Origin of the sequence: Actinobacillus equuli (assembly GCF_900636745.1) — a bacterium.
GTDB classification, from domain to species: domain Bacteria; phylum Pseudomonadota; class Gammaproteobacteria; order Enterobacterales; family Pasteurellaceae; genus Actinobacillus; species Actinobacillus equuli.
The window spans coordinates 1,932,002-1,957,226 of record NZ_LR134310.1; the positions used below are offsets into that span (position 1 = coordinate 1,932,002).

Here is a 25,225-nt window from a genome sequence, read left to right on the forward strand (position 1 = left end):
TACACGATAATTTACCAAGAAACTATCCCTCTTAGTAATTAGTAATCAACAAATGCTTGTTGATCAGCACCTTCTTTCTCTACAACCGGTTTTACCATGTGTTCACGGTTTAAACCAAGTTGTAATGCGACACCAATCGCAATATAAATAGATGAGTAAGTACCGAAGCCGATACCAATCAATAATGCGAGTGAGAAGCTATGAATTGTTGGGCCCCCGAACCAATATAATGAGGCAACCACAAATAAAGTTGTTACCGAGGTCATTAAGGTTCTTGAAAGCGTTTGACTTAACGAAATATCAATTACTTCTTGCGAACTCACACGGCGAATTTTACTAAAGTTCTCACGTACACGGTCAAATACCACGATAGAGTCATTTAATGAATAACCTACCACGGAAAGAATTGCCGCGACGAAGGTTAGGTCAATCTCAATCTGTAAGAATGAGAAAATACCGATAGTAACTAATACGTCGTGGAATAATGCCAGAATACCGCCAATCGCTAAACGAATTTCGAAACGAGTACCAACGTAAAGTAATAACATACCGAGCGTTGCAAGTGTTGCCCAAATTGCACCTTGAGTAAGTTCTTCACCCACATTAGGTCCTACGAATTCAACACTTTTAATGGTTGCCGAAGGGTCTAAATCTTGATGCACAAGATCCATAATCTTGTTACCTAAAGACATATCCCCCGCAGATGCCGGTAAACGAATCATTAGCTCTTTTTGGCTGCCGGTCGTTTGCACTAACGCATTACCATAACCGTTTTGTTCCAATAAACCGCGTACCTTGCCTAAATCGGCAGGTTGTGAGAAGGTGGTTTCAATTACCGTACCACCGGTAAAATCTAAACCCCAGTTAAACCCTTTGGTGACGATAGAGAAAATACATAATGCGGTGACGATTAATGAAAATACGAAACCGACATAACGATATTTCATAAATGGAACAAGTTTATACGGCAGTTTAATTTCCGACGCATCTTTTTCTGTTTGCATAGTTGCCATTTATTCCACCTTAAATCCAAAGTTTTTTCACACGTTTATTGCCGCCGTATACCCAGTTAACAAGCATACGAGTACCGGTAATTGCGGTGAACATTGAAATCATTACCCCAAGTGCAAGGGTAATTGCGAAGCCTTTTACCGGGCCTGTACCCACTGCATATAACACTAAAGAGGTTAAAATCGTGGTTAAGTTTGAGTCGAAAATTGATGTGAAGGCTCCGTTATAACCTTCGTGAATTGCCTGTTGAACTGAACGCCCGTTACGCAATTCTTCTTTAATTCGCTCGTAAATTAACACGTTGGCATCCACCGACATACCTACCGCAAGTACGATACCGGCGATCCCCGGCATGGTAAGCGTAGCACCGATTAATGACATTAAACCAACAGTGAGCACCATATTTACTGTGAGTGCTACGGCAGCGAATAGGCCGAACATTTTGTAGTAAATTAAACAGAATGCGATGGTTAAGATTAAGCCGTACATACCGGCTTCCATCCCTTTCGCTACGTTATCCGCACCTAATGAAGCACCGATAGTACGTTCCTCTACGATAACAATCGGCGCAATTAATGCACCTGAACGTAAAAGAACCGCAAGGTTTTGTGCTTCTGCCGGCGAGTTAATGCCGGTAATTTGGAATTGGCTACCAAGACGTGAATTAATGGTTGCTACATTAATCACTTCTTCGTGTTTTTCTAAGATTACTTTACCTTTTGCATCTTTACGACCGGAGTCTTTAAACTCGCTGTAAAGTGTCGCCATTGGTTTACCTACGGCACTTTTGGTAATTTCCGCCATCATATTACCGCCTTCTGCATCAAGGTTAATGCTTACTTGCGGTAAACCACGTTCATCTTTACCTGATGTCGCATCGATAATATGTTCACCGCCTAAAGACGGTTTACGGCGTAACACAACAGCGCCGCCATCACGGCTGAATTTTAATTCTGAGTCGGCAGGCACAATACCTCGAGCTGCAGATTCAGGGCTTGCTTCGGCATTTACTAGGCGGAATTCTAATGTCGCTGTTGCACCTAATAGTTCTTTTGCACGAGCAGTATCTTGCACACCCGGCAATTCAACCACGATACGATCCGCGCCTTGACGCTGAATAGTCGGCTCGGAAACGCCTAATTCTTCCACACGCTTACGTAAGATCGATAAGTTTTGTTCGATTGCAGTATCACGAGAAGCGGATAAGCCCTCTGCTGAAGGCGCAAATGATACGGTGGTCGTATCAATAAATGCGGCTTCGAGCGTAGTATGCTGACGGCGTACAAAGCGAGCTGCTTTTTCAGCCGTATCCGCATCGGCAAATTCAATTACGGTTGCAAAATTTTCGCCTTTTTTAACCGCTTTATACTGTAATTTTTCTTTGCGTAATTCGCTGCGTAAGCTGTCTTGTAAACTCTCTTGTTGTTTAGTAAGCGCCGTGTTCATATCCACTTCCATTAGGAAGCGTACACCGCCGCGTAAGTCTAAGCCTCGTTTCATCGGGCTACCGCCGATATCGGTTAACCAACTTGGTGTTGCCGGCGCAAGGTTTAGTGCAACAGAGAATTTGTCGCCTAAGACGTCAGAAATTTTTTCTTTAGCAGGTAATTGTTGTTCATCATTTTCAAGGCGTACTAAAATCGAGCCGTTCTCAAGAACGGCTGATTTTGGTGTGATATTCATTGATGACAATGTTCCCTGAACTTGAGCGAGCGTTTCGCTCGTGGCTTCTTGACCTCGAGTACCTGAAATTTGTACTGACGGGTCTTCGCCGTATAGATTTGGAAGAGCGTATAAACCACCGATGAGTACCACGATGATAATCATCAGATTCTTCCATAATGGGAAACGATTTAACACAATAAATCCCCTAAGATAGGAAAATTAAGAAAGGGCTTTCATTTGACCTTTTGGTAATACTGCAACAACATAGTTACGAGAAATCACCACTTCAGTTGTATCGTTTAATGCGATCACGATGTTTTCGTTTTCCGCACTTACTTTAGTGATACGACCGATTAAGCCGCCGTTTGTTAATACTTCATCACCTTTTGCTAGGTTAGAAAGTAAATCACGCTGTTGTTTTTGGCGTTTCGCTTGTGGGCGATAAATCATAAAATAAAAAATAAGACCGAATACCGCTAAAATTACGATCATTTCTAATCCGCCGCCTTGTTGCATAAAAGCTCCTTAAATCAATAGGTTAGTGTTTAAAAGATAAAATTCCCATATAAATGGGAAAATTGGTTGTTAAAATAGCATAAATTCAACTGTTTAACGAGAGGAAAATGTTAGTGCCAAGATTTTCTTTTTACAGTAAGATTCGAATATTGTGTTAAGTTTCATAAAATTCAACTCACAAAGGAAAAATAATGAAAAATTCTCTTAAATTAGCAGCGCTTTCCTCACTTTTATTTGTGAATGTCGCTTTTGCGCATAATGTACAACTCAATGCGGCATTACCGAGCGTTACGGTCGCGAAAGATGGCGAATTAACGCTGAATGGTAACAAAGTAAGTTATAAAAGCTGGCAGTCATCAAGCTTAAACGGAAAAGTACGTGTTATTCATCACTTTGCCGGCAGAAGTAGCGTAAAAGATAAAAATAAAGTGCTGATTGGGGCAATTAAAGCAGCAGGTTTTGATCGTGCTAAATATCAAACCGTCACAATTGTGAATGCGGATGATGCGATTGTCGGTACCGGTGTGTTTGTAAAAAATAGCGTTGAAGACGGTAAAATTGAAAATCCGCACAGCCAAGTGGTGTTAGATCAAAGTAGTAGTGTGAAAAATGCGTGGGGTTTAAAAGCGAAAGAAAGTTTTATCGCAGTATTAGATAAAACGGGTAAAGTACAATTTGTTTCGGAAGGCAAATTATCTCCGGTGCAAGTTCAGCAAGTAATTGATTTAGTTAAGCAATTAACTGAGAAATAAAAAATATAAGGGCGTTTCATAACGCCCTTTTTCTTGTAAAAAATTATGGAAATTTGACCGCTTATTCGGCGGTAAGGAAAGCAATATAATTGCAGCTTACATCATTATTTAGCCAAAACTTTTCGGTTAAAGGATTAAAATGATAGCCTTTCATTTCTTGGCAACGAAGCTCTGCTTGATCGCACCAATTCAATAATTCTGCCGGTTTGATGAATTTTTCAAATTCGTGCGTACCTTTCGGCAACATTTTTAAGACATATTCCGCCCCAATAATGACTAACATATAAGCCTTGAACGTGCGGTTGATAGTTGAGAAAAACAGCACGCCGTGCGGTTTAAGTAATGCTTTACAACTCTGAATAATAGAAAGTGGATCGGGCACGTGTTCCAACATTTCCATACAAGTAATCACATCAAATTTCTCGGCATGACAAGCGGTCTGATTTTGTACAAAATCTTCAATAGTGGTTTGTCGGTAATCAATGGTTAAACCGCTTTCTTCGGCGTGTTTACGTGCAATTTCAAGCGGTTCGGTCGTCATATCAATACCGGTAACATTGGCACCGGCTTTTGCCATCGCTTCACTTAAAATGCCTCCGCCACAGCCGACGTCCAACACTTTTTTGCCGAATAAACCGTTTGATTTTTGTTGAATATAGTCTAAGCGTAACGGATTGAGCAGATGAATCGGTTTAAAACTACCGTTCGGATCCCACCAAGTGGCTGCCATTTTTTCAAATTTATCAAGTTCTTGTTGGTCAATATTATGCATTACGGCCTCTGGAAAGATAGATAGAAAAGTCAAATTGCGAAATAAATGGCAAATTTGACCGCTTCCTTACATTTTCAACTTTCAATTTTCAACTTTCAACTGTTTTTTTATGCTATAATCGTGTGAATTTTTCGCCCTCTACTTTCCACGTAGTTTGGGGCAATCTTTTTTATAAACGTGATTAGGAAATTTCAATGAGCGAATTAGCCAAAGATATTACCCCCGTCAGTATCGAAGACGAGTTAAAAACGTCTTATCTCGACTATGCGATGTCTGTTATTGTCGGACGTGCGCTACCCGATGTGCGTGATGGTTTAAAACCGGTGCACCGCCGAGTGTTATTCTCAATGGATCAAAACAGCAATACGTTTAACCGCCCACACGTAAAATCTGCGCGTGTGGTGGGTGACGTAATCGGTAAATATCACCCGCACGGTGACTCAGCTGTGTATGACACCATTGTACGTATGGCACAGCCGTTCTCACTTCGTTATATGTTGGTTGACGGTCAAGGTAACTTTGGTTCGATTGACGGCGATGCGCCGGCTGCGATGCGTTATACCGAAGTGCGTATGCAAAAAATTACGCAGGAATTATTAACGGATTTAGATAAGGAAACTGTGGATTACTCGCCGAACTATGACGGCAAAGAGATGATTCCGGACGTGTTACCGACCAAAATCCCTGCGTTATTGGTAAACGGTTCATCCGGTATTGCGGTTGGTATGGCAACCAATATTCCGCCGCACAACTTAAATGAAGTGTTGGACGGTTGTTTAGCCTACATTGAAAACGAGCAAATCAGCATTGAAGAATTAATGCGTTTTATCCCAGGCCCGGATTTCCCAACAGGGGCGATTATTAACGGTCGTAAGGGGATTGAAGAAGCGTATCGTACCGGTCGTGGTAAAGTTTACGTGCGTGCGAAAGCAAGTGTAGAAACCACGGAAAAAGGCCGTGAGCAAATTATTGTTACTGAGCTTCCGTACCAAGTAAATAAAGCGAAACTGATCGAGAAAATTGCCGAATTAGTTAAAGACAAGAAAATCGAAGGCATTAGCGGTATTCAAGATCACTCGGATAAAAAAGGTATCTCAATTGTTATCGAAGTAAAACGTGATGCGGTCGGTGAAGTGGTCTTAAATCACCTTTACTCGCTAACGCAAATGCAAGTAACGTTTGGTATCAATATGGTTGCGCTTGATCACGGTCAGCCGAAAGTATTGAATTTAAAACAAATTATCGAAGCATTCGTGAAACATCGTCGTGAAGTGGTGACACGCCGTACCATTTTTGAATTACGCAAAGCGCGTGAGCGTGCGCATATTTTAGAAGGTTTAGCGATTGCATTAGCCAATATCGATCCGGTTATCGAGTTAATTCGTAACTCAAAAACAGCGGACGAAGCGCGTGAAGGGTTATTAGCGCGTGCGTGGGCATTGGGTAATGTAGCACCAATGTTAGAGGCTGCCGGCGTAGATGCGTCACGTCCGGAAGATTTACCGGAAAACTTAGGCGTACGTAACGGTCAATACTATCTTTCTGAAGCGCAAGCGCGTGCGATTTTAGAATTACGTTTACACCGTTTAACCGGCTTAGAACATGAAAAAATTGTGGATGAATACAAAGAATTGCTCACCGAAATCGGCGAATTATTACGTATTCTAAGCAGCGCAGAACGCTTAATGGAAGTGATTCGTGAAGAATTAGAAAAAGTGAAAGCAGAATTCGGTGACGAACGTCGTACCGAAATTACAGCGGCTTCGGGCGATATCAATATGGAAGATTTAATCGCCCAAGAAGACGTGGTAGTCACACTTTCTCACGCAGGTTACGTGAAATACCAGCCGCTTTCCGACTACGAAGCGCAGCGCCGTGGCGGTAAAGGTAAATCTGCTACCAAGATGAAAGAAGACGATTTCATTGAGAAATTATTAGTGGCAAATACCCACGATACGATTTTATGTTTCTCGAGCCGTGGTCGTTTATATCAATTAAAAGTGTATCAATTACCACAAGCAAGTCGTGGCGCGCGTGGTACGCCAATCGTGAATATTCTGCCGTTAGTGAAAGAAGAAAACGAGCGTATTACTGCGATTCTACCGATTCCGAACGGTGAATTTAGTGCGGATAAATTCATCTTTATGGCAACTGCAAGCGGTGTAGTGAAGAAAGTAAGTTTAGATGCGTTCAGCAACGTGCGTTCAAGCGGTCTAATTGCATTAAAACTTCGCGAAGGCGATGAATTAATCGGCGTTGATATTACCGATGGCGAGAGCGAGATTATGTTGTTCTCGGCACAAGGTCGAGTGGTACGTTTTGCAGAAAAAGCGGTGCGTGCAATGGGACGTACTGCAACAGGTGTTCGAGGCATTAAACTTGCTACGACAGAAATTTCAAGTGAAGAAATTGAAGAAGCGGAAATCGTAGAAATTGAAAACGAGGAAGCGGAAGAGTCTTCAGTAAGTCTTGATACCGACCGTGTGGTATCGCTTGTGATTCCACGTACGGAAGGCGATATTCTAACGGTAACGCAAAACGGTTTCGGTAAACGTACCGTGATTGGCGAATATCCTGTGAAATCTCGTGCAACCAAAGGTGTGGTTTCTATCAAAGTGAACGAACGTAACGGTAAAGTAGTTGCGGCGGTTCAAGTTGAAGAAGCGGATCAAATTATGTTGATTACCGATGCCGGAACGCTAGTTCGTACCCGAGTCGCAGAAGTTAGCCTCGTTGGCCGTAACACTCAAGGCGTTCGTATTATCCGTACCGCAGATGACGAAAGCGTAGTAAGCGTAGAGCGAGTTTGCGAACCTGACGATGAAGACGAAAACAGCGAAGTGTTAGACAACGTAGAAAACACAGAAACTTCAACAGAAGCCTAAATAAAGGGCGTAAGACCCTAAACAAGCGGTCGGATTTTGGTAAAATTTTGCAAAAATCCGACCGCTTTTGATTATAAAAACATAAAGGAAAAAGGAGACAGTAATGAACGAGCTTAAACTTTTTGAAAATAGCCAAATTCGTTCAGTATGGGACGAAGAGCAAGAAGAATGGTTTTTTAGTATTGTAGATATTGTGGCGGCTTTAACAGGCAGTAGTAATCCACGCCGTTATTGGAGCGATTTAAAACGAAAAATTACTGAAGATGAAGGTGGAATTGAACTGTACGATAAAATCGTACAGTTGAAAATGATAGCTCCAGACGGAAAAATGCGAGTAACAGATGCTTCTGATATGGTAGGTATTTTCCGTATAATTCAATCTATTCCAAGCCCTAAAGCTGAACCATTCAAACTGTGGTTAGCTCAAGTTGGAAAAGAGCGAATTGATGAAATTATTGATCCTGAATTAACTATCGACCGTGCGTTACAAACCTACTTGCAAAAGGGTTACAGTAAAGAGTGGATTAATCAGCGTTTACAAGCAATCCAAGTGCGTAAAGAATTAACTGATGAATGGCAATCACATGGCGTTCAGCACGGTGCAGAATATGCTATTTTGACTAATGAGATTAGTCGTGCTTGGAGTGGAATGAGTACCAAAGAATATAAAACATTCAAAGGACTGAAAAAAGAAAACTTACGAGATAATATGACAACGCTTTGGTGTTAAATATGTTAGCGGAAGCGACAACAACGGAGCTGACTCGTCAAACTAATCCGCAAGGTTTGGAAGAAAATAAGGCGGTTGCGAAGCGTGGCGGAACGGTCGCAGGTAATGCAAGAAAAGAGATTGAAGCACAAACGGGTAAACCGGTTATCAGCAAGCAAAATGCGATTGATTTTGCTAAATTAATTGAAGATGTAACAAAAAATAAATAAGAGAACGAGATTTTTTATGATTTAGCATTTATCGGTGTGATAGATGCCAACACAAATATAATTATCGAGAAATAATATGGCACTACTAAATTTATCCAATGCCTATTTAGGTTTTGGCGATCATCCGTTATTGGATCATACGGAATTACATATTGAACCGGGCGAGCGTGTTTGTTTGGTTGGACGCAACGGGGCGGGAAAATCCACGCTGATGAAAGTGTTAGCAGGCGAAGTTCAATTGGATGATGGTAAACTGATTTTTGAAAAAGATATTGTGGTGACACGCCTTGAGCAAGATCCGCCGCGTCATATTCAAGATACGGTATTTGATTATGTGGCGGAAGGAATTGCGCATCTTAGCGACTTATTAAAGCAATATCACCACATTTCGCAACAAATGCAGACTGATTATAGTGATGAGCTATTAGCCAAATTATCGAATGTACAGGCACAGCTTGAGCATAATAACGGTTGGCAGTTTGAGAATCGTATTCAAGATACTCTTAAATTATTGGAATTGGAGCCGGATAAACGTTTATGCGAATTATCGGGCGGTTGGGTTCGCCGTGCGGCATTAGCTCGTGCATTGGTGGCAGATCCGGATATTCTGTTATTAGATGAACCGACCAACCATTTGGACGTGGAAGCAATTACTTGGCTTGAGGATTTATTACTCAATTTTAAAGGCTCGATCATCTTTATTTCGCACGACCGTTCGTTTATCCGTAAGATGGCGACTCGCATTGTCGATCTTGACCGAGGTAAGTTAGTTTCTTATCCAAGCAATTACGATGTGTATTTAGAAACTAAAGCGGAAGATTTGCGTGTCGAGGCGTTACAAAATGAGTTGTTCGATAAAAAATTAGCACAAGAAGAAGTATGGATTCGTCAAGGCATCAAAGCTCGCCGTACCCGTAATGAAGGCCGAGTACGAGCATTAAAAGCTTTACGTGAAGAACGCCGCAATCGTCGAGAAGTACAGGGAACCGCTAAAATTCAAATCGATCAAACCGCACGTTCCGGCAAAATCGTATTTGAAGTGGAAAATGCAAGTTATGAAATTGAAGGCAAAACCTTGCTGAGAAATTTCACAACTACCATTCAGCGAGGCGATAAAATTGCGTTAGTCGGGGCAAATGGTTGCGGTAAAACGACCTTTATTAAATTGTTATTAGGTGAGTTGCAACCGACTTCAGGCTCAATTCGTTGTGGTACGAAACTGGAAGTGGCTTACTTCGACCAATATCGTGCCGAACTTGATCTTGAAAAAACGGTAATGGATAACGTAGCGGATGGCAAACAAGACGTAGAAGTAAACGGGGTAAAACGCCACGTGTTAGGTTATCTACAAGATTTCTTATTCCCACCAAAACGTGCGATGACACCGGTGAAAGCCTTATCGGGCGGTGAGCGTAATCGTTTATTACTGGCTAAATTATTGCTTAAGCCGAATAACTTATTGATTCTGGATGAGCCGACCAATGACTTAGATGTTGAAACCCTTGAGTTATTGGAAGAGTTATTAGCGGATTATCAAGGCACATTGCTGATTGTGAGTCACGACCGTCAGTTTATCGACAATACCGTAACGGAATGTTATTTCTTTGAAGGTGACGGCGTATTAAATAAATACGTGGGTGGTTATTTTGATGCGAAACAACAGCAAGATAACTACCACGCCACGCTTGCTCAGAACCAGCCGAACAAGCGGTCAAATCCTGCGGAAACTTTGCAAAAAGCAGAAGAAAAACAACTGCTTGTAACGAAGTCGGAACCGGCTAAAAAGGTAAAACTCTCGTATAAAGATCAAAGAGAGTTAGACGAATTACCGGCAAAAATGGAAGCCTTAGAAGCGGAAATGGAAAGTTTGCAGGCGGAAGTCAATAGCGCAGACTTTTTTAGTAAAGATCCAAGCTATACGCAAGCGCAATTACAAAAACTGGCGGATGCGGAAATGGCGTTAGAAGCCGCTTTTGAGCGCTGGGAAGCGCTAGAAAATATTCGTAATGGTAATGTTTAGCAATTAATTTCTCGTTTAATTTTTTGATTAAACGAGAAAATCTTATAGCATTGCTTTGAGGATATTAAACAGCTTTTGTTTATCTTGAGTTGAAAAAATATCGTGGGCAGAACCGGGGTAAAGCGTAACACCGATTTCTTGGTATTTTTGCCAATCTAAGCGGTCAAATTCCACTAAATCTTCGCGATTACCGCTGGATAAAAACAGATGTAGCTGATTACGGAAGCCGTGCTGTTTTTGCTGTAATAGCGCTAAGTCGGTTAGTTCAAACTGTGCAAGTTGATAACGTTCATTGAGTGCTTCTCGATAAGCGCTCATATGAATTTTATCGAAGACTTTTGTCTGTGGAGAAAATGCAAAGGTTTGATCGGCAAATAAGTAATGCCCAAATAAGATCGCGGCATAGCCTCCGGCGGAACAGCCGGCAGTAATTGTTTTTGTCGGTTGTAACGCTGAAATAAGTTGCATTAAATAAGCAAGATAGTATTCAAAGTGTAGCAAATACCACGCCTGAAAATTATCTTTCACACAGATATAGTTATATTCAGGGTGTTGTGCAATAAAAGAAGAAAAGGAAAAATCTAACGCTGTTTGATTCAGCTGATTTAGATTAGTTAGCTGTGGATCTTGAAGGTAATAGTTTTCAATATGCTGAAAATAGAAGCCTTGAAAAAAGATAATAAGCGGTGCGTTTTCTTGATTTTTTACCACTTTAAAAGAATGCTCAAATGAAAACTCAGGTTTTTCCGGGCGGTTTAATTGCTTATTTAATAGGTCAAGTAAAGCATATTCATCATAATGCGTTTGCTGTGTAAGTTCGGGAGAGAGTGGGATAAAAGATGATGATTGCTGGATATATTGCATATAGCGTTGATATTTTTCAGCATTTAACATAGGAAAGCCTATTTAGTTGAAATTTTTTGGATAGTATATGACAAGAATTGATAATTATGAACAACGTTTTGGCGGAATCGGGCGACTTTATACGCCGGAAGGTTTAGCGAAATTACGCCAAGCACATATTTGTGTGATTGGGATTGGTGGTGTTGGCTCGTGGGCGGTGGAAGCGCTTGCCCGTTCAGGAATCGGTAAAATTACCATGATTGATATGGATGACATTTGTGTGACTAATATCAACCGCCAAATTCATGCGATGACAGGGACAGTTGCCCAGTTAAAAACCGAAGCGATGAAAGAACGTATTGAGCGGATTAATCCCGAATGTGTGGTGGAAATTATTGATGATTTCATCACACCGGAGAATATCCCCGAATATCTGAATCGTGGTTATGATTATGTGATTGATGCAATTGATTCGGTGAAAACCAAAGCGGCACTCATCGCTTACTGTAAGCGTAATAAAATCAGAATGATTACTACTGGTGGCGCAGGCGGCCAGACCGATCCGACTCAGATTCAAATTACCGATTTAAGTAAAACGATTCAGGATCCGCTTGCGTCTAAAGTGCGTTCGTTATTGCGTAAGGAATATAACTTTAGCCAGAACCCCAAACGAAAGTTTGGTATTGATTGTGTATTCTCAACGCAACCGCTCATCTTTCCAAAAATGGGAGAGGGCTGTGAAGTATCAGCAACGATGAACTGTGCAAACGGATTCGGTGCGGTGACAATGGTAACAGCAACTTTCGGTTTCTTTGCGGTAAGTCGAGTGATTGATAAGCTGTTAAAAGCTTAGTGACAAGCGGTTAAATTTCGCTGAAAATTTGCAAAAAATAGCTGAAATTTGACCGCTTATTTCAAGTAAAAGAAAAGGGCTAACTTTCGTTAGCCCTTCGTTCATTTATCAATCAATCATAATAAGGAATTTGGTGAGCCTATTTACCGTAGTAAGCTTTTGTCATTAGCTCTTCCATGTCTTCAATCATTGCAAGACGTGGATTTGCCGGTGTACATTGGTCTTCAAAGGCATTTAATGCAAGCTCACGACGTGCGGCTAAGAACTCTTGTTCATCAATACCTTGCTCACGTAACGACATTTTCACGCCACAACGTACTGCTAAATCGTGTACGGCTTTTGCATAAGATTCCACCGCTTCTTCCGGCGTTGCTGCAGGTAAACCTAAAATACGTGCGATGTCTTGGAAACGTTTATCCGCAACATAGTTAGTGTATTTCGGCCAAGTTGCCACTTTAGTAGGGCGAGTACCGTTATAACGAATCACGTGTGGTAATAAAATTGCATTGGTACGACCGTGAATCGTGTGGAATTTACCACCGATTTTATGTGCCATTGAGTGACAAATACCTAAGAACGCATTCGCAAACGCCATACCTGCCATGGTTGAAGCATTGTGCATTTTCTCACGAGCGACTTCATCAAATTCTTTCACTGATTTTTCTAAGTTTTCGAATACCAGTTTTATTGCTTGCAACGCTAAACCGTCAGTGTAGTCGTTCGCAAGAATTGAAGTATAAGCCTCTGTTGCGTGAGTTAATACGTCTAAACCTGTATCTGCCGCAACGTGAGCCGGTACTGACATCACTAATGCAGGGTCAACAATCGCAACGGTTGGGGTTAATGAGTAGTCTGCTAACGGATATTTAATATCGCCGTCAGTAATTACCGCAAATGGTGTTACTTCAGAACCTGTACCGGATGTGGTTGGAATACCGACAAATTTTGCTTTACGACCTAATTGTGGGAATTTGAACGCACGTTTACGGATATCCATAAATTTTTGAACTAAATCACGGAAATCCACTTCCGGTTGTTCATAGAATAACCACATTACTTTTGCCGCATCCATTGGTGAACCGCCACCTAATGCAATAATAGTATCCGGTTGGAAGCTACGCATAAGTTCTGTACCGCGTTGTACGGTTTGTAAACTTGGATTCGGTTCAACATCGGTAAATAATTGGATCATTACATGATTACGGCGTTGGCGTAATTGTTCGGTAATTCTGTCTACAAAACCAAGATCTACCATTGAACGGTCGGTTACGATCATCACTTTTTCAGCATTTTTCATTGATTTGAGATATTGGATTGAATCACGCTCAAAGTAGATTTTTGATGGAACTTTAAACCATTGCATATTGTTTCTCCGTCTGCCCACACGTTTAATATTAATTAAGTTCACTGCACTTACGTTGTTACTTACAGAGTTTTTACCGTAAGAACCACAACCTAATGTGAGGGACGGTAGGAATGAGTTATATACGTCACCGATACCACCGAATGTTGACGGTGAGTTCCAAATCACACGAATCGCTTTAACACGCTCGCCGAATGTTTTTGCTAATTCAGCATTTTGTGTGTGAATTGCCGCTGAGTGACCTAAACCATGGAAATTCACCATTGCTTCGGAAAGCTCTAAACCGTGTTCGGTTGAGTTTGATTTTAATAATGCAAGTACCGGTGATAATTTTTCACGAGTAAGCGGTTCGCCTTCTCCAACAAATGCGCATTCTGCAAGTAGGATATTCGTTTTTGGCGGTACGCTGAAGCCTGCTTGTTCGGCAATCCATGCAGCCGGTTTACCTACTACCGCTGCATTTAGTTTTGCACCGGCACAGTTTTCGTCTTTCGCTTTATCCACACCGAAAATGAATTTTTCTAATAGCGCTTTTTCTTTTTTATTTACTAGATATACACCGTAAGATTGCATTTCTTTAACGAAATCGGCATAGATTTCTTTATCGACAATTGCTGCTTGTTCCGACGCACAAATCATACCGTTGTCAAAAGATTTTGACATCACGATGTCGTAAACCGCTTGCTCTAATTTTGCGGTTTTTTCAACATAAGCCGGTACGTTACCCGCCCCTACGCCTAATGCCGGTTTACCGCAAGAATATGCTGCTTCAACCATGGCATTACCACCTGTTGCAAGAATGGTTGCGATGCCAGGGTGTTTCATTAGTGCTGAAGTACCTTCCATTGATGGGGTTTCAATCCATTGTACGCAATTTTCCGGAGCGCCGGCAGCAACTGCTGCATCACGAACAACTTGTGCTGCATGAGCTGAAGATTTTTGTGCGGAAGGGTGGAAAGCAAAAACGATTGGGTTACGAGTTTTAAGAGCGATTAACGCTTTGAAGATGGTTGTTGAGGTTGGGTTAGTTGTTGGCGTGATACCACATACAACACCGACAGGGTCAGCGATTTCAGTAATACCGGTTACATCATCTTCACTAATTACGCCGGCTGTTTTTAAATGGCGCATATTATTGACGACATATTCACAAGCAAATAAGTTTTTAGTTGCTTTATCCTCAAATACACCTCGACCTGTTTCTTCATAAGCGTGCATTGCGAGTATGCCATGTTTATCCAGTGCCGCCACGGAGGCTTTCGCTACGATATAATCCACTTGTTCTTGGTTCAGCTGACGAAATTCGTCTAACGCTTTTAAACCTTTTTCAACAAGTACATTTACTTCTGCTTGAGCGTCATATGGTTGTGCATTTTTTGCATTGTTAGCCATAGTTTGGTTCCTCTAAAGTTTAAAATTTCAAATTTTTTTAACTGATGAAATTATTGCCTAAATGTTTGTAAATTTCATTTAAAATAATAACTCTTTAGAAGTATTTTTGATTTGTGTCAAAAAATAAAATAGAGCAAAATTTATTGGAAACGAATAAAAAACACGCTGTTAACAGTGCGTTAACTTTGCACGGAAATTTTGGAAGTTCGGGCAATTAATGGTAGGATAATAATATTTGTATAAATAGAATAAAGTTGTGAAATTACCTATGAAAGATATTTTGCGTATTGCAACACGCCAAAGCCCGTTAGCGCTATGGCAAGCCAATTTTGTGAAAGACGAATTAGAAAAACGTTTTCCGGAACTCTCGGTTGAATTAGTCACTATGGTAACTAAAGGCGATATTATTTTAGATACTCCATTAGCGAAAATCGGTGGTAAGGGTTTATTTGTAAAAGAATTAGAGTTAGCACTTTTAGAAAACCGAGCAGATATTGCGGTGCATTCGATGAAAGATGTGCCGATGACGTTTCCGGAAGGTTTAGGCTTGGCAGTGATTTGTGAACGAGAAGATCCGCGTGATGCGTTTGTTTCAAATAAATATCAAAATTTAGATGAATTGCCAGCCGGAGCCGTTGTGGGAACATCCAGCTTACGCCGTCAGTGTCAATTAATGGCAAAATATCCGCATTTAGAAGTGAAATCTTTGCGTGGTAATGTTGGAACGCGTTTGTCTAAATTAGATAACGGTGAATATGATGCAATTATTTTGGCATCAGCAGGATTAATTCGCTTAGGTATGCCTGAACGTATTCGTAGCTTTATTGCGGTAGAACAATCATTACCGGCTGCAGGACAAGGTGCGGTAGGAATTGAAACACGTGTAAATGATGAGCGTGTATTAAATTACCTTGCATCATTAAATCATCATCCAACCGCTTGTTGTGTCATGGCGGAACGCGCGATGAATACCCGCTTACAAGGTGGATGCCAAGTGCCGATTGGTGGTTTTGCAACGTTAAATGGGAATGAACTTACCTTAAATGCACTGGTCGGTGCACTTGATGGCTCAAGCATTATTCGGGCATCTGGTGTAGCGGATATTGCAAATGCTGAACAGCTTGGAATCTCTGTTGCCGAACAGCTTTTGGCACAAGGTGCAGATAAAATCCTCGCAGAAGTATATAAAGATCAATAATATGAATGTGTTAATTACTCGTCCGGATCATCGAGGGCAGGAATTAGTTGAGATGCTGAATCAGCATCAAATTTTTGCGATTCATCAGCCGTTATTTACAATTGAAGCGGGGACGGAACTTCCTCAGTTGCCTTCAGTTATGGCTCGGTTAAATGCCGGTGATTATGTGTTTGCAGTATCTAAACACGCAATTGATTTTGCCTCAACAACTTTAGAACAAACCGGTTTTCATTACCGCGCAGATCTAAATTATTTCGCAGTAGGTCAACAGTCTGCGCAGTATTTTTCATCTCGTAGTGAACAGTCGGTACGTTACCCCATTGCATCTGAAAATAGTGAAGGCTTGTTATTATTAGATGAAATGCAAGATCTAAGCGGTAAAAATCTATTGATATTGCGAGCAGAAACGGGGCGTGATTTACTGGCGGAAATAGCAATTTCTCGAGGTGCGGAGGTTCAATATTTGGAATGTTATCGCCGAAAATATGTCGAAGAGAATATTGCTGAAAAAATCAGCTTGTGTAAACGTGTCGGTGTCGATACGATAGTCGTCACAAGTGGTGATATTTTAACAACTTTATATGAACAAACGGCGGAAGAAGACCGCGTATGGCTATCAGAATGCCGTTTGATTGTCGTCAGTCAGCGAATTGCAAAAATGGCATATAAATTAGGATGGGAGCAGAATAACGTGATTCTCTCCGAAAAAGCAGACAATAACAGTTTGCTGGAAACCGTATTGAATATGATCGAAAAATCGAACTAAGGTGGGCGTATGTCAAAAGATAAACAGGTTATTGAGCAAGTGGAAGATGCTGTAGATACAGCTGATTCCGCAGTAGATAAAGCGGTCGAATCAGGTAAGGAATTTGCAAAAGATTCTGAAAAATTGACCGCTTACGATACGGAGAAAGAGGATATTAAAGTGGATTCGAAAGCAGAAGAGAAAACTGTTGTTGTTCAAAAATCTGGTGGAAAAGGGATTGCCTTTCTTGCCTTATTAGTTGCGATAGCTGTAGGTGGTGCAGGCCACTATCTGGCAAATAAGAAATTTAATGAGGTTGAGCAACAAATTGCTCAACTTACAGGAAAACCGGTGGAATCGCTAGGTGAATTACCGACTTTTGAAGCGGAGAAAGCTCAGCTTGCGGAGTTAGCGAGTCATTACCAAAAAGCGTTGGAGCGAATTACTCAATTGGAGCACGAGCAATCAGCGTATAGTACTCAAATTACGAATTTGCAAACTCAACTCCAAAAAGTGAGTGGTGTACCGCAATCAGATTCTGTCGTTTGGAAATTATCTGATGCTGATTTTCTACTTAATAACGCTTTACGTAAGTTAGTACTTGATAATGATATTGATACAACCAAAACGCTTTTACAAGAAGCTGATGCCGTATTAGCACAAGTGGCGAACGGTCAGGTAGATAATATTCGTGCAGCAATCAAGAACGATTTATCACAGTTGGCGAATGTAAATAATGTAGATCAAAATAGCATTATGCAGCATTTGACCACTCTTGCGAATAATTTGGATGATTTACCAATGTTGGCAAATGAATCAGCGGAAGAGCCGGCTATGGCGAGTGGAGAAGTGAGTGATTCGATTCAAGATTGGCAACAAAATATTGAGAAAAGTGTTGATTCATTCTTAGATCACTTTATTCGTGTAAGTGATCGCAATACAGCGGATGAAAAAGCGTTTGTTGCACCAAATCAGGAAATTTATTTACGAGAGAATATTCGTTTACGTTTACAAATTGCGATTTTAGCCGTGCCTCGTCAACAAAATGAATTATATAAAAAATCATTAGATGCTGTGAGTACATGGATTCGTAGTTACTTTGATACGCAAAATGAAAATGTAAAAAGTTTCTTAAAAGAATTAGATGAATTAGCGGAACAATCGGTTTATGTTGATGCGCCGACTCGTTTACAAAGTTTAGAATTACTGGAACAATTATTGAACAAAGCGCCTCAAACGGTTGATAAAATCGAAATTAAAGCTGAGAAAGAGCTAACAAATCCCGCTCCGATGGAAGAACAAAAAGCTATTTCGGTAGAAGAAAAACCGGCTGAAAATAAGCAGGAACAGTCTGTAGAACAGCAACCGGCACAACAACCTGCGGCAAAATAGGAGATAATTGTCTATGTTTAGAGTTCTTTTCTTAATGCTTCTGCTTTTGGCGGGGCTAATTGCCGGTCCTTATATGGCCGGTAGCCAAGGTTATGTGCGGATTGAAACAGCAAGTAAAGTGATCGAAATGAGCTTAGTAATGCTTGTTGTCTTTTTTGTCATTGCAATGGCGGTGGTTTATACGGTGGAATGGGTGGTAAGCCGTTTCTGCCGTTTAAGTAAAGGTTCATATAATTGGTTCTTTAATCGTAAACATAAAAAAGCTCAGCAGGAAACTCTCGAAGGGTTAATGAAAATGAGCGAGGGCGATTATTCGAAAGCTGAAAAATTATTTAGCAAGAATGCGAAACACGCTGATGAGCCGGTATTAAATTTACTTAAAGCGGCTGAAGCTGCTCAGCAACGAGGCGATGATTTCAGTGCTAATAAATATTTAATTGAAGCTGGGGAATTAGCAGGTACGAATAACGTTGCCGTTGAATTAGCTCGTGCAAAAATTCTAATGCAACAAGGTAAATTGCCGGCAGCCCGTAGTGCGATTGACAGTTTAATTGAGTTAGCGCCGCGTAATACGGAAGTGTTGCGTTTAGCGATTCAAATTTACAAAGATTCAAAAGCCTATAATGCGTTGGATACGATTTTAGAAAGTATTGGTCAGCGTAGTTTCTTATCAGCAGAAGAATATACTGCACTAGAACATTTTGTTGATGACGGTCTATTAGATGAGAAAATGAATGAAGAAGGTCAAGACGGTTTATTGACGTGGTGGGAAAACCAACCGAGTCGCCGTCGTAAATCGATCTATGTACGTATCGGTTTGATTAAACGTTTAATTGATACGGATGATCACGATTCGGCACAAGAAATCGCGCTTGAAACGCTGAAAAAATATGAAGATGAGCAGTTAGTACCACTCTTCGAACAGCTTACACGCTTACAAGTGGCAGAAGACAGTAAACTGGTTAAAGTGCTGGTAAAAAGAGCAGATAAAGCCGATGTACAATATACGGATGATTATGCAAGAGCATTAGGTTATATCTATACCCGTGAAGGATTATTTGAAAAAGCGAAAAACTATTTTGCTCAGTTAATTGAACATCGTGAATGTGTTGCAAATGACCGTATTATGGCATTGCATGTTGCAGAACAAACACACGATACTGTGTTAGCGAATAAGATTCGTGAGATTAATCTGAAGCAAGTGAGTATGGATAAGAAAACTGATACTCAGGAAGCGACAACAGCATTAGCTGAAAAATCAGCTTAATTTATTGTATAGAAAAAGCCGTTTATCGAGAGATAAGCGGCTTTTTTGTTGAGGTTAATTAGTGCTTTTTACTAAATAGTTTCATTAGCGGTAAAATAATGAGGCAGCAAATTGAGCCAATAATAATACCTACCACAAAATCAACGAGACTTGAGAATTGTGCCGGAATACCTAAATGTTCGACGAAGTGATGAATTTCGGCAATATTATGCGAGAAAATGCCGCCACCAACTAAGAACATAGCAATCGTACCGATAACTGAAAGTGATTTCATAAACCATGGCATAATCACAAGTAGAGCTTTACCGATAGATTGCGATAAGCCGCTTTTCTTCTGCATTAACCATAAACCGATATCATCCAGTTTTACAATTAATCCAACCAAACCGTATACAAAAACAGTGATCCCGATCCCGATACTTGAAAGAGAAAGAATTTTGATCATCGTTGAAGATTCTTGTAATACACCTAATGCGATGATAATAATTTCTGCCGATAAGATAAAATCGGTACGCACCGCACCTTTAATTTTATCTTTTTCTGAAATTTGTTCTTCTTCAGTAGAATGATGTTCATCTTTTTTGTGGAGGAATTTATGTAATAACTTCTCTACACCTTCAAAACATAAGTATGCACCGCCAATCATTAACAGCGGGAGAATTGCCTGTGGTAAATAGATAGAAAGAAGTAGTGCAAGCGGAATCAAAATAACTTTATTAATCAGTGAACCTTTTGCCACACTCCAAACAATCGGTAATTCTCGATCCGGGCTAATATTTTTCCCGCTTACTTGGTTTGCGTTCAGCGCTAAATCGTCCCCAATTACCCCGGCGGTTTTCTTTGCCGCAACTTTTGTCATGACTGATACATCATCAAGCACAGCAGCAATGTCATCTAATAGTGTAAATAATGAGCTAAATGCCATTGAGATACTTTCCTTAAAAATAAAAGTTATATAAAAAAACCGAGCTAAATAGCTCGGCTCTTCTGATTTCAATTCGAAATTAGCGACGTAAACCTAAACGTGCGATAGTTTCTGAATATTTAGCAAGATCAGTACGTTTTAAGTAGTCTAATAATTTACGACGACGTGAAACCATACGTAATAAACCGCGACGACCGTGGTGATCTTTTTTGTGCGCAGCAAAGTGTGCTTGTAAGTGGTTGATTTGAGCTGTTAATAATGCGATTTGAACTTCTGATGAACCAGTGTCTTTTGCATCACGACCAAATTCAGCAACGATTTTTGCTTTTGCTTCTACGCTTAGAGACATTTTAATATCCTTTTGTTAAGGGTTGATAATACATCCTTCGCCGATCTCTAACTCAGCGAGGACAGGAAGTCGGAATTCTAAAGATAAAGCGGTCAAATTTCAACTAAAATTTGCAAAATTAATGCGAAGAATGACCGCTTGGTTGTAAATATTCTTCCCTGTTCGGATCGACCGTTTTAGATTTACGAATCATCGGTTCTACGGTTGAACCTTGCACTAAAATTGAAAACATTACCACCGCATAGGTCATAACCAGAATTAAATCTTTTACATCTACTTCGCCGGCAAATGCCACTTTACTTGGAATTGCTAGCGCCATTGCTAGCGCAAGCCCACCGCGTAAACCGCCCCATGTCATAATTTTTAAAGTATAAGGGTTATAGGTACGGAATTGCTGCATCGCTTTGAACGGAATCCATAAACTGAGATAACGTGCAGCTAAGCAAACCGGAATGGCCACAATCATTAAGATAACGCCGTAAATATTAAAATCGACTAATAACAATGCAAAACCGATCAAAAAGAACAGCAATGAGTTAAGGAAGTGGTCGATCATTTCCCAGAAGTGGTCAAGATAACGTTGACTTTGTTCTGAAAAGCCGGAGCGACGTGTCCAGTTACCAATCATAATACCGGAAACCACCATCGCTAATGCGCCTGATACGTGCAAAATATTACTTGCGAACATAAAGCCGGCAGTAGGAATTGTGAGGGTGATGAGCATCTCCATCGAGCCGTCATCGGTTGAGGAAATTAATATATGTGCAATAAAACCGAGTACGAAACCGAATAAAATCCCCCCGATAGCTTCATGCATAAACAGCCCCATAATACCGGAGAAAGTGGCTTCTTGTCCGCCGAAAGCAACAGCGAATACGGTAACGAAAATAACCAAACCCACACCGTCATTAAATAATGATTCGCCTTCTACTTGCATTGATAAACGCTTTGGTGCGCGTAAATTTTTGATGATTGCCAATACCGCAATCGGGTCGGTTGGCGAAATCAGTGAGCCGAAGACAACACAATAAATAAAATCAATCGGTAAGCCGATAAGATGAGCTATACCCCAAATTAGACTTGCAATGAAGAATGTCGAGGCTAGCGTAGAAAATAAGGCAAAGGTGGTAATTTCCCATTTTTGATCTTTTAAAATCGGCAGTTTTACTCCAAGTGAGCCGGCAAAAAGTAAGAAACCGAGAATACCGTTAAGCAAAAAGCTTTTGAAGTCGATTTGTTCCATTACTTCTTTGGCTATCGTGTCGATATTAAACCAACCTAACGAGCCTAAAACCCAAACAAGCAATGAACAAACCATTGCTGCGGCCGTAATCGCAATGGTTGATTGTACTTTTGCGCTAATTTTACTTGTAATGAATCCGAGCAAAATAGACAGCGCCGAGAGGAAGCAAATATATGCGTAGATGCCCATAGGTAATCCTGTCGATATGAATAAAAGAAATGAGAAAGCCGAATTGAGGCTTAAGAAAGAGTGAAATTAAAACAATTTTCCGTATTAATGTAAAGGGAAAAGGCGAACTTAGAGGGCTGCAAGCGGTCTGATTTGTGCGTAAATTTACCAATAAATTTGTAAAAAAGTGACGAATTTCAGATTTGAGAATTGCTCGCTTTACAGTATAATCAGCACAATTTTTTGCATTAAACTTAATACTTAGGAATCTATCAATGATCGAAAAAATGCATGAACGGACAAATGGTCCCGTCTTTAAAATCATTTTTGCGTTAGTCTCTTTATCTTTCGTTATTACCGGTATCGGTACCGGCTTAGCGGGCGTAGATACTTCAGCTGCTAAAGTAAACGGTACGGCTATTGAACAACAAGCATTCAATGCTGCAAAAAGTCGTCAACAAACTATGTTAAATACGCAAATGGGCGAACGTTTTTGGGATTTATTAGATACGCCGGAATATGCGGCGCAATTCAACCAGTCTATTTTAAATGGCTTAATTGATGATGAACTTCTGCGTCAATATGCTCAGAACCTCAAATTAGGTATCAGTGCGGAACAAATCAAATCAGAAATTGTAAATAGTCCGACATTCCAACAAGACGGAAAATTTAATAATCAATTATATCAACAAGCATTACGTAATAACGGTTTAAGTGCTGACGGTTATGCTGCGATCGTAAATGAAGGAATGTTATTTTCTCAAATCCAAGAGGGGATTGTTGGCAGTCATTTTTCCGTACCGGCAGAACAAGAATTATTAGCTAAATTATTACTGCAAAAACGTCAGGTTCGTTTAGCAAATTATTCAGTTGCAGCTGAAGCGCAAAATCAGACCGCTTCAGGTGAAGAATTACAGGCTTATTATGATGCGCATAAAAACGCATTTGTTGAGCCGGAAAAACTGACTGTTGAGTATGTGACCTTAACACCGGAAAATGTGGCAAAAAATGTTCAAGTTACGGATGAACAAATTGCGACATATTATGAAAAAAATAAAGCGGATTATGTTACTCAAGGTGAAACGCATATCGCCCACATTCAAGTAGCAAACGAAGCGGAAGCGAAAGCACTTGAGCAACAGCTTGCTGGTGGTGCGGATTTTGCTGCATTGGCTAAAGCAAAATCAACTGATAAATTATCAGCGGCACAAGGCGGTGATTTAGGTTGGGCGAAAGCGGGAACTTTCCCGAAAGCGTTTGAAGATGCGGCGAATGGCTTACAAGTTGGTGCCGCTAGTCAAGCAATCAATGTAGATGGTGCTTATCACATCATTAAAGTATTAGCGCGTAAAAATGAACAAGCTATTCCGCTTGAGCAAGTAAAAGACAATATCGCTAAAACGATTCGTAATGAATTGTTATTAACCGAATATTCGAACCTAGCGCGTGAAATGGCAAATAAAGCGTTTGAAAATAACGGTTCATTAGAAAGCGTTGCACAAGCGGGTGGTGTAGCGATTCAAAAAACAGCGCAATTTACCCAACAAAACGTACCGGCTGAATTAAATAATGAGAAAGTATTAAAAGCATTATTTAGTGGCGAATTACGTCAAAGCGGTCAAAACTCAGATGCTTTAGATATTGGTGATGAACATAATCCGAAGACAATGTTCGTACGTGTAAGCGATTATCAAGCTGAGCGCGTAAAAACCTTAGACGAAGCAAAGGCGGATGTTGAAGTTGCAGTGAAACAGCAAAAAGCTGAGCAAGCGTTAATCGCTAAAGCGCAAGAAACAATTAAATCGTTGGAAAGCGGTCAAGCGGCAGATGTTCAGTTCGGTGCGGCGCAAACATTAGTTTATGCACAAGCGCAAGGACAACAACCGGTATTAGCACAAACCGTGTTTGCTATGACAAAACCGGCTGATAAAGCGACTTATAGTGTCGCTCGTGATGAGCAAGGCAATGTAGTGATTGTTGCTTTAGATAAAGTGATTGATGGAAGTTCTGAAGAATTTAAACCGCTTGCGGCGCAATTTAGCCAAGCAGATCAATTACTATTACGTAATGATTTGTTAAAAGATTTACGTGCGAAAGCTTCAATTGAAGTAAATGCAGATTTTATGGAACAACTAGGATCAGCATCACATTAATTTAAATTAGTTATTGTTATAAACGCCTAGAACATTGAGTTTTAGGCGTTTTTATTTTGTCACAGGATCGTATCCCCGATATAATGCTAATTTAGCTGTTATGTAAAAGTAGGTTTGTGTGGAAATAGTCATTAATCTTGCCATTTATCTTCAATTTTTTATCGGTTTATTTGCGATTGTGAACCCGTTTGGTTCATTACCGATTTTCTTTAGTATGACAAGCCATCAATACGAGGCGGAGCGTAATCATACAAGCCTAGTGACGGCAGTTTCTATCGGAGTCATTTTATTAGTCAGTTTATTTTTCGGAAAACTGATTTTAGATGCATTCAGTATCTCACTTGATTCTTTCCGTGTAGCGGGCGGTTTTCTGATTGTCAGCATTGCAATGACGATGATTAGCGGTAAATTAGGTGAGCATAAACAAAATAAAGAAGAGAAAAATGCCGATGTAAGCGAATACGAAAATATCGCCGTTGTACCGTTGGCTATGCCGATTATGGCGGGGCCGGGTGCTATCGGTTCTACGATTGTTTGGGGAACGCGTTATAATCATTGGGTTGATTATGTCGGTTTTAGTCTCGCAATCGGTGTATTTGCCGCAGTATGTTATGTTTTATTCCGTTTTTCGGCGCCTTTAGTGAAAAAACTGGGCAAAACAGGTTCTAATGTTGTGACCCGTATTATGGGGTTGATTTTGATGGCATTAGGTATTGAAATTATTGTGGCGGGTTTAAGTAATCTATTTCCGGGTTTAACATCTATTCATTAATA

The 25,225-nt window shown here is 40.5% G+C and carries 19 protein-coding genes and 1 pseudogene; 11 read left to right on the forward strand and 9 right to left on the reverse strand.

The features are described 5' to 3' along the window. Positions 1–38 precede the first annotated feature (38 nt). The 3 genes from secF to yajC are packed head-to-tail and all read right to left on the reverse strand — an operon-like array spanning position 39 to position 3,192. Complete coding sequence (gene secF, locus EL121_RS09075; protein WP_039196294.1) at positions 39–1,013, reverse strand: protein translocase subunit SecF; 975 nt, start codon at positions 1,011–1,013, stop codon at positions 39–41. A 10-nt stretch (positions 1,014–1,023) separates the two neighbouring features. After that, positions 1,024–2,871: a protein translocase subunit SecD gene (secD, locus tag EL121_RS09080; protein ID WP_081978350.1), complete on the reverse strand. Its 1,848-nt coding sequence runs from the start codon at positions 2,869–2,871 to the stop codon at positions 1,024–1,026. 24 nt (positions 2,872–2,895) lie between these two features. Further along, the gene (yajC, locus tag EL121_RS09085; protein ID WP_005597904.1) at positions 2,896–3,192 is read right to left on the reverse strand and encodes a preprotein translocase subunit YajC; all 297 of its coding nucleotides are present in this window, start codon (positions 3,190–3,192) and stop codon (positions 2,896–2,898) included. 191 nt (positions 3,193–3,383) lie between these two features. Between yajC and EL121_RS09090 the strand changes: the two genes are divergently transcribed. Next, positions 3,384–3,944, forward strand: coding sequence for a YtfJ family protein (locus EL121_RS09090; protein WP_039196296.1), 561 nt, complete (start codon positions 3,384–3,386; stop codon positions 3,942–3,944). Positions 3,945–4,005: 61 nt separating this feature from the next. On the opposite strand, the gene ubiG is transcribed toward EL121_RS09090, so the two are convergent. Beyond that, positions 4,006–4,716, reverse strand: coding sequence for a bifunctional 2-polyprenyl-6-hydroxyphenol methylase/3-demethylubiquinol 3-O-methyltransferase UbiG (gene ubiG, locus EL121_RS09095; protein WP_039196297.1), 711 nt, complete (start codon positions 4,714–4,716; stop codon positions 4,006–4,008). 194 nt (positions 4,717–4,910) lie between these two features. Between ubiG and gyrA the strand changes: the two genes are divergently transcribed. The 3 genes and pseudogenes from gyrA to EL121_RS09110 all read left to right on the forward strand — a co-directional run bounded on the left by gyrA (position 4,911) and on the right by EL121_RS09110 (position 10,560). After that, positions 4,911–7,601 carry a DNA topoisomerase (ATP-hydrolyzing) subunit A gene (gene gyrA / locus EL121_RS09100; protein ID WP_039196298.1) on the forward strand — a complete coding sequence of 897 codons (2,691 nt, stop codon included), beginning with the start codon at positions 4,911–4,913 and terminating at the stop codon, positions 7,599–7,601. 103 nt (positions 7,602–7,704) lie between these two features. Then, positions 7,705–8,540 (forward strand): annotated as a pseudogene (locus EL121_RS09105) (BRO-N domain-containing protein). A 76-nt stretch (positions 8,541–8,616) separates the two neighbouring features. Next, positions 8,617–10,560 (forward strand): ABC transporter ATP-binding protein, encoded by a 1,944-nt coding sequence (locus EL121_RS09110; RefSeq protein WP_039196300.1) that lies wholly within the window; start codon positions 8,617–8,619, stop codon positions 10,558–10,560. Between the two features lie 42 nt (positions 10,561–10,602). On the opposite strand, the gene EL121_RS09115 is transcribed toward EL121_RS09110, so the two are convergent. Beyond that, positions 10,603–11,454: a hypothetical protein gene (locus EL121_RS09115; protein WP_039196301.1), complete on the reverse strand. Its 852-nt coding sequence runs from the start codon at positions 11,452–11,454 to the stop codon at positions 10,603–10,605. 37 nt (positions 11,455–11,491) lie between these two features. Between EL121_RS09115 and tcdA the strand changes: the two genes are divergently transcribed. Continuing rightward, the gene (gene tcdA, locus EL121_RS09120) at positions 11,492–12,256 is read left to right on the forward strand and encodes a tRNA cyclic N6-threonylcarbamoyladenosine(37) synthase TcdA (RefSeq protein ID WP_039196302.1); all 765 of its coding nucleotides are present in this window, start codon (positions 11,492–11,494) and stop codon (positions 12,254–12,256) included. A 139-nt stretch (positions 12,257–12,395) separates the two neighbouring features. On the opposite strand, the gene adhE is transcribed toward tcdA, so the two are convergent. Next, positions 12,396–15,011, reverse strand: coding sequence for a bifunctional acetaldehyde-CoA/alcohol dehydrogenase (gene adhE, locus EL121_RS09125; RefSeq protein WP_039196303.1), 2,616 nt, complete (start codon positions 15,009–15,011; stop codon positions 12,396–12,398). Positions 15,012–15,279: 268 nt separating this feature from the next. Here adhE and hemC point away from each other — a divergent pair, with 268 nt between their 5' ends. Genes hemC through EL121_RS09145 form a run of 4 tightly spaced genes read left to right on the forward strand, consistent with a single transcriptional unit; the run spans position 15,280 to position 19,613 of the window. Continuing rightward, positions 15,280–16,209, forward strand: coding sequence for a hydroxymethylbilane synthase (gene hemC, locus EL121_RS09130; protein ID WP_039196304.1), 930 nt, complete (start codon positions 15,280–15,282; stop codon positions 16,207–16,209). Position 16,210: 1 nt separating this feature from the next. Next, positions 16,211–16,975 carry a uroporphyrinogen-III synthase gene (locus EL121_RS09135; RefSeq protein ID WP_039196305.1) on the forward strand — a complete coding sequence of 255 codons (765 nt, stop codon included), beginning with the start codon at positions 16,211–16,213 and terminating at the stop codon, positions 16,973–16,975. A 9-nt stretch (positions 16,976–16,984) separates the two neighbouring features. Further along, on the forward strand, positions 16,985–18,346 hold the full coding sequence (locus EL121_RS09140; protein WP_039196306.1) for a uroporphyrinogen-III C-methyltransferase: 1,362 nt from the start codon (positions 16,985–16,987) through the stop codon (positions 18,344–18,346). Between the two features lie 13 nt (positions 18,347–18,359). After that, the gene (locus EL121_RS09145) at positions 18,360–19,613 is read left to right on the forward strand and encodes a heme biosynthesis protein HemY (protein ID WP_039196307.1); all 1,254 of its coding nucleotides are present in this window, start codon (positions 18,360–18,362) and stop codon (positions 19,611–19,613) included. Positions 19,614–19,671: 58 nt separating this feature from the next. Here EL121_RS09145 and EL121_RS09150 read toward each other — a convergent pair whose 3' ends face one another. From EL121_RS09150 to EL121_RS09160, 3 genes are all read right to left on the reverse strand, one after another. Beyond that, positions 19,672–20,538, reverse strand: coding sequence for a DUF808 domain-containing protein (locus EL121_RS09150; protein ID WP_039196308.1), 867 nt, complete (start codon positions 20,536–20,538; stop codon positions 19,672–19,674). A 79-nt stretch (positions 20,539–20,617) separates the two neighbouring features. After that, positions 20,618–20,887, reverse strand: a complete 270-nt coding sequence (gene rpsO, locus EL121_RS09155; protein ID WP_014991115.1) for a 30S ribosomal protein S15 — start codon at positions 20,885–20,887, stop codon at positions 20,618–20,620. 118 nt (positions 20,888–21,005) lie between these two features. After that, positions 21,006–22,319 (reverse strand): cation:proton antiporter, encoded by a 1,314-nt coding sequence (locus EL121_RS09160; RefSeq protein ID WP_039196309.1) that lies wholly within the window; start codon positions 22,317–22,319, stop codon positions 21,006–21,008. A gap of 254 nt (positions 22,320–22,573) precedes the next feature. Between EL121_RS09160 and EL121_RS09165 the strand changes: the two genes are divergently transcribed. Together EL121_RS09165 and EL121_RS09170 are read left to right on the forward strand one after the other, a co-directional pair. Further along, entirely contained in the window at positions 22,574–24,451 is a 1,878-nt protein-coding gene (locus EL121_RS09165) for a SurA N-terminal domain-containing protein (RefSeq protein WP_039196310.1), read from the forward strand. A 118-nt stretch (positions 24,452–24,569) separates the two neighbouring features. Beyond that, positions 24,570–25,223 carry a YchE family NAAT transporter gene (locus EL121_RS09170; RefSeq protein WP_039196311.1) on the forward strand — a complete coding sequence of 218 codons (654 nt, stop codon included), beginning with the start codon at positions 24,570–24,572 and terminating at the stop codon, positions 25,221–25,223. Positions 25,224–25,225: the final 2 nt, after the last annotated feature.

Coding starts and splice junctions, on each gene's coding strand:
- EL121_RS09090 (WP_039196296.1), top strand. CDS start 3,384: ATGAAAAATTCTCTTAAATTAGCAGCGCTTTCCTCACTTTTATTTGTG.
- gyrA (WP_039196298.1), top strand. CDS start 4,911: ATGAGCGAATTAGCCAAAGATATTACCCCCGTCAGTATCGAAGACGAG.
- EL121_RS09150 (WP_039196308.1), bottom strand. CDS start 20,538: ATGGCATTTAGCTCATTATTTACACTATTAGATGACATTGCTGCTGTG.
- yajC (WP_005597904.1), bottom strand. CDS start 3,192: ATGCAACAAGGCGGCGGATTAGAAATGATCGTAATTTTAGCGGTATTC.
- ubiG (WP_039196297.1), bottom strand. CDS start 4,716: ATGCATAATATTGACCAACAAGAACTTGATAAATTTGAAAAAATGGCA.
- EL121_RS09115 (WP_039196301.1), bottom strand. CDS start 11,454: ATGTTAAATGCTGAAAAATATCAACGCTATATGCAATATATCCAGCAA.
- adhE (WP_039196303.1), bottom strand. CDS start 15,011: ATGGCTAACAATGCAAAAAATGCACAACCATATGACGCTCAAGCAGAA.
- EL121_RS09135 (WP_039196305.1), top strand. CDS start 16,211: ATGAATGTGTTAATTACTCGTCCGGATCATCGAGGGCAGGAATTAGTT.
- hemC (WP_039196304.1), top strand. CDS start 15,280: ATGAAAGATATTTTGCGTATTGCAACACGCCAAAGCCCGTTAGCGCTA.
- EL121_RS09110 (WP_039196300.1), top strand. CDS start 8,617: ATGGCACTACTAAATTTATCCAATGCCTATTTAGGTTTTGGCGATCAT.
- EL121_RS09140 (WP_039196306.1), top strand. CDS start 16,985: ATGTCAAAAGATAAACAGGTTATTGAGCAAGTGGAAGATGCTGTAGAT.
- tcdA (WP_039196302.1), top strand. CDS start 11,492: ATGACAAGAATTGATAATTATGAACAACGTTTTGGCGGAATCGGGCGA.
- EL121_RS09145 (WP_039196307.1), top strand. CDS start 18,360: ATGTTTAGAGTTCTTTTCTTAATGCTTCTGCTTTTGGCGGGGCTAATT.
- secF (WP_039196294.1), bottom strand. CDS start 1,013: ATGGCAACTATGCAAACAGAAAAAGATGCGTCGGAAATTAAACTGCCG.
- EL121_RS09160 (WP_039196309.1), bottom strand. CDS start 22,319: ATGGGCATCTACGCATATATTTGCTTCCTCTCGGCGCTGTCTATTTTG.
- EL121_RS09165 (WP_039196310.1), top strand. CDS start 22,574: ATGATCGAAAAAATGCATGAACGGACAAATGGTCCCGTCTTTAAAATC.
- rpsO (WP_014991115.1), bottom strand. CDS start 20,887: ATGTCTCTAAGCGTAGAAGCAAAAGCAAAAATCGTTGCTGAATTTGGT.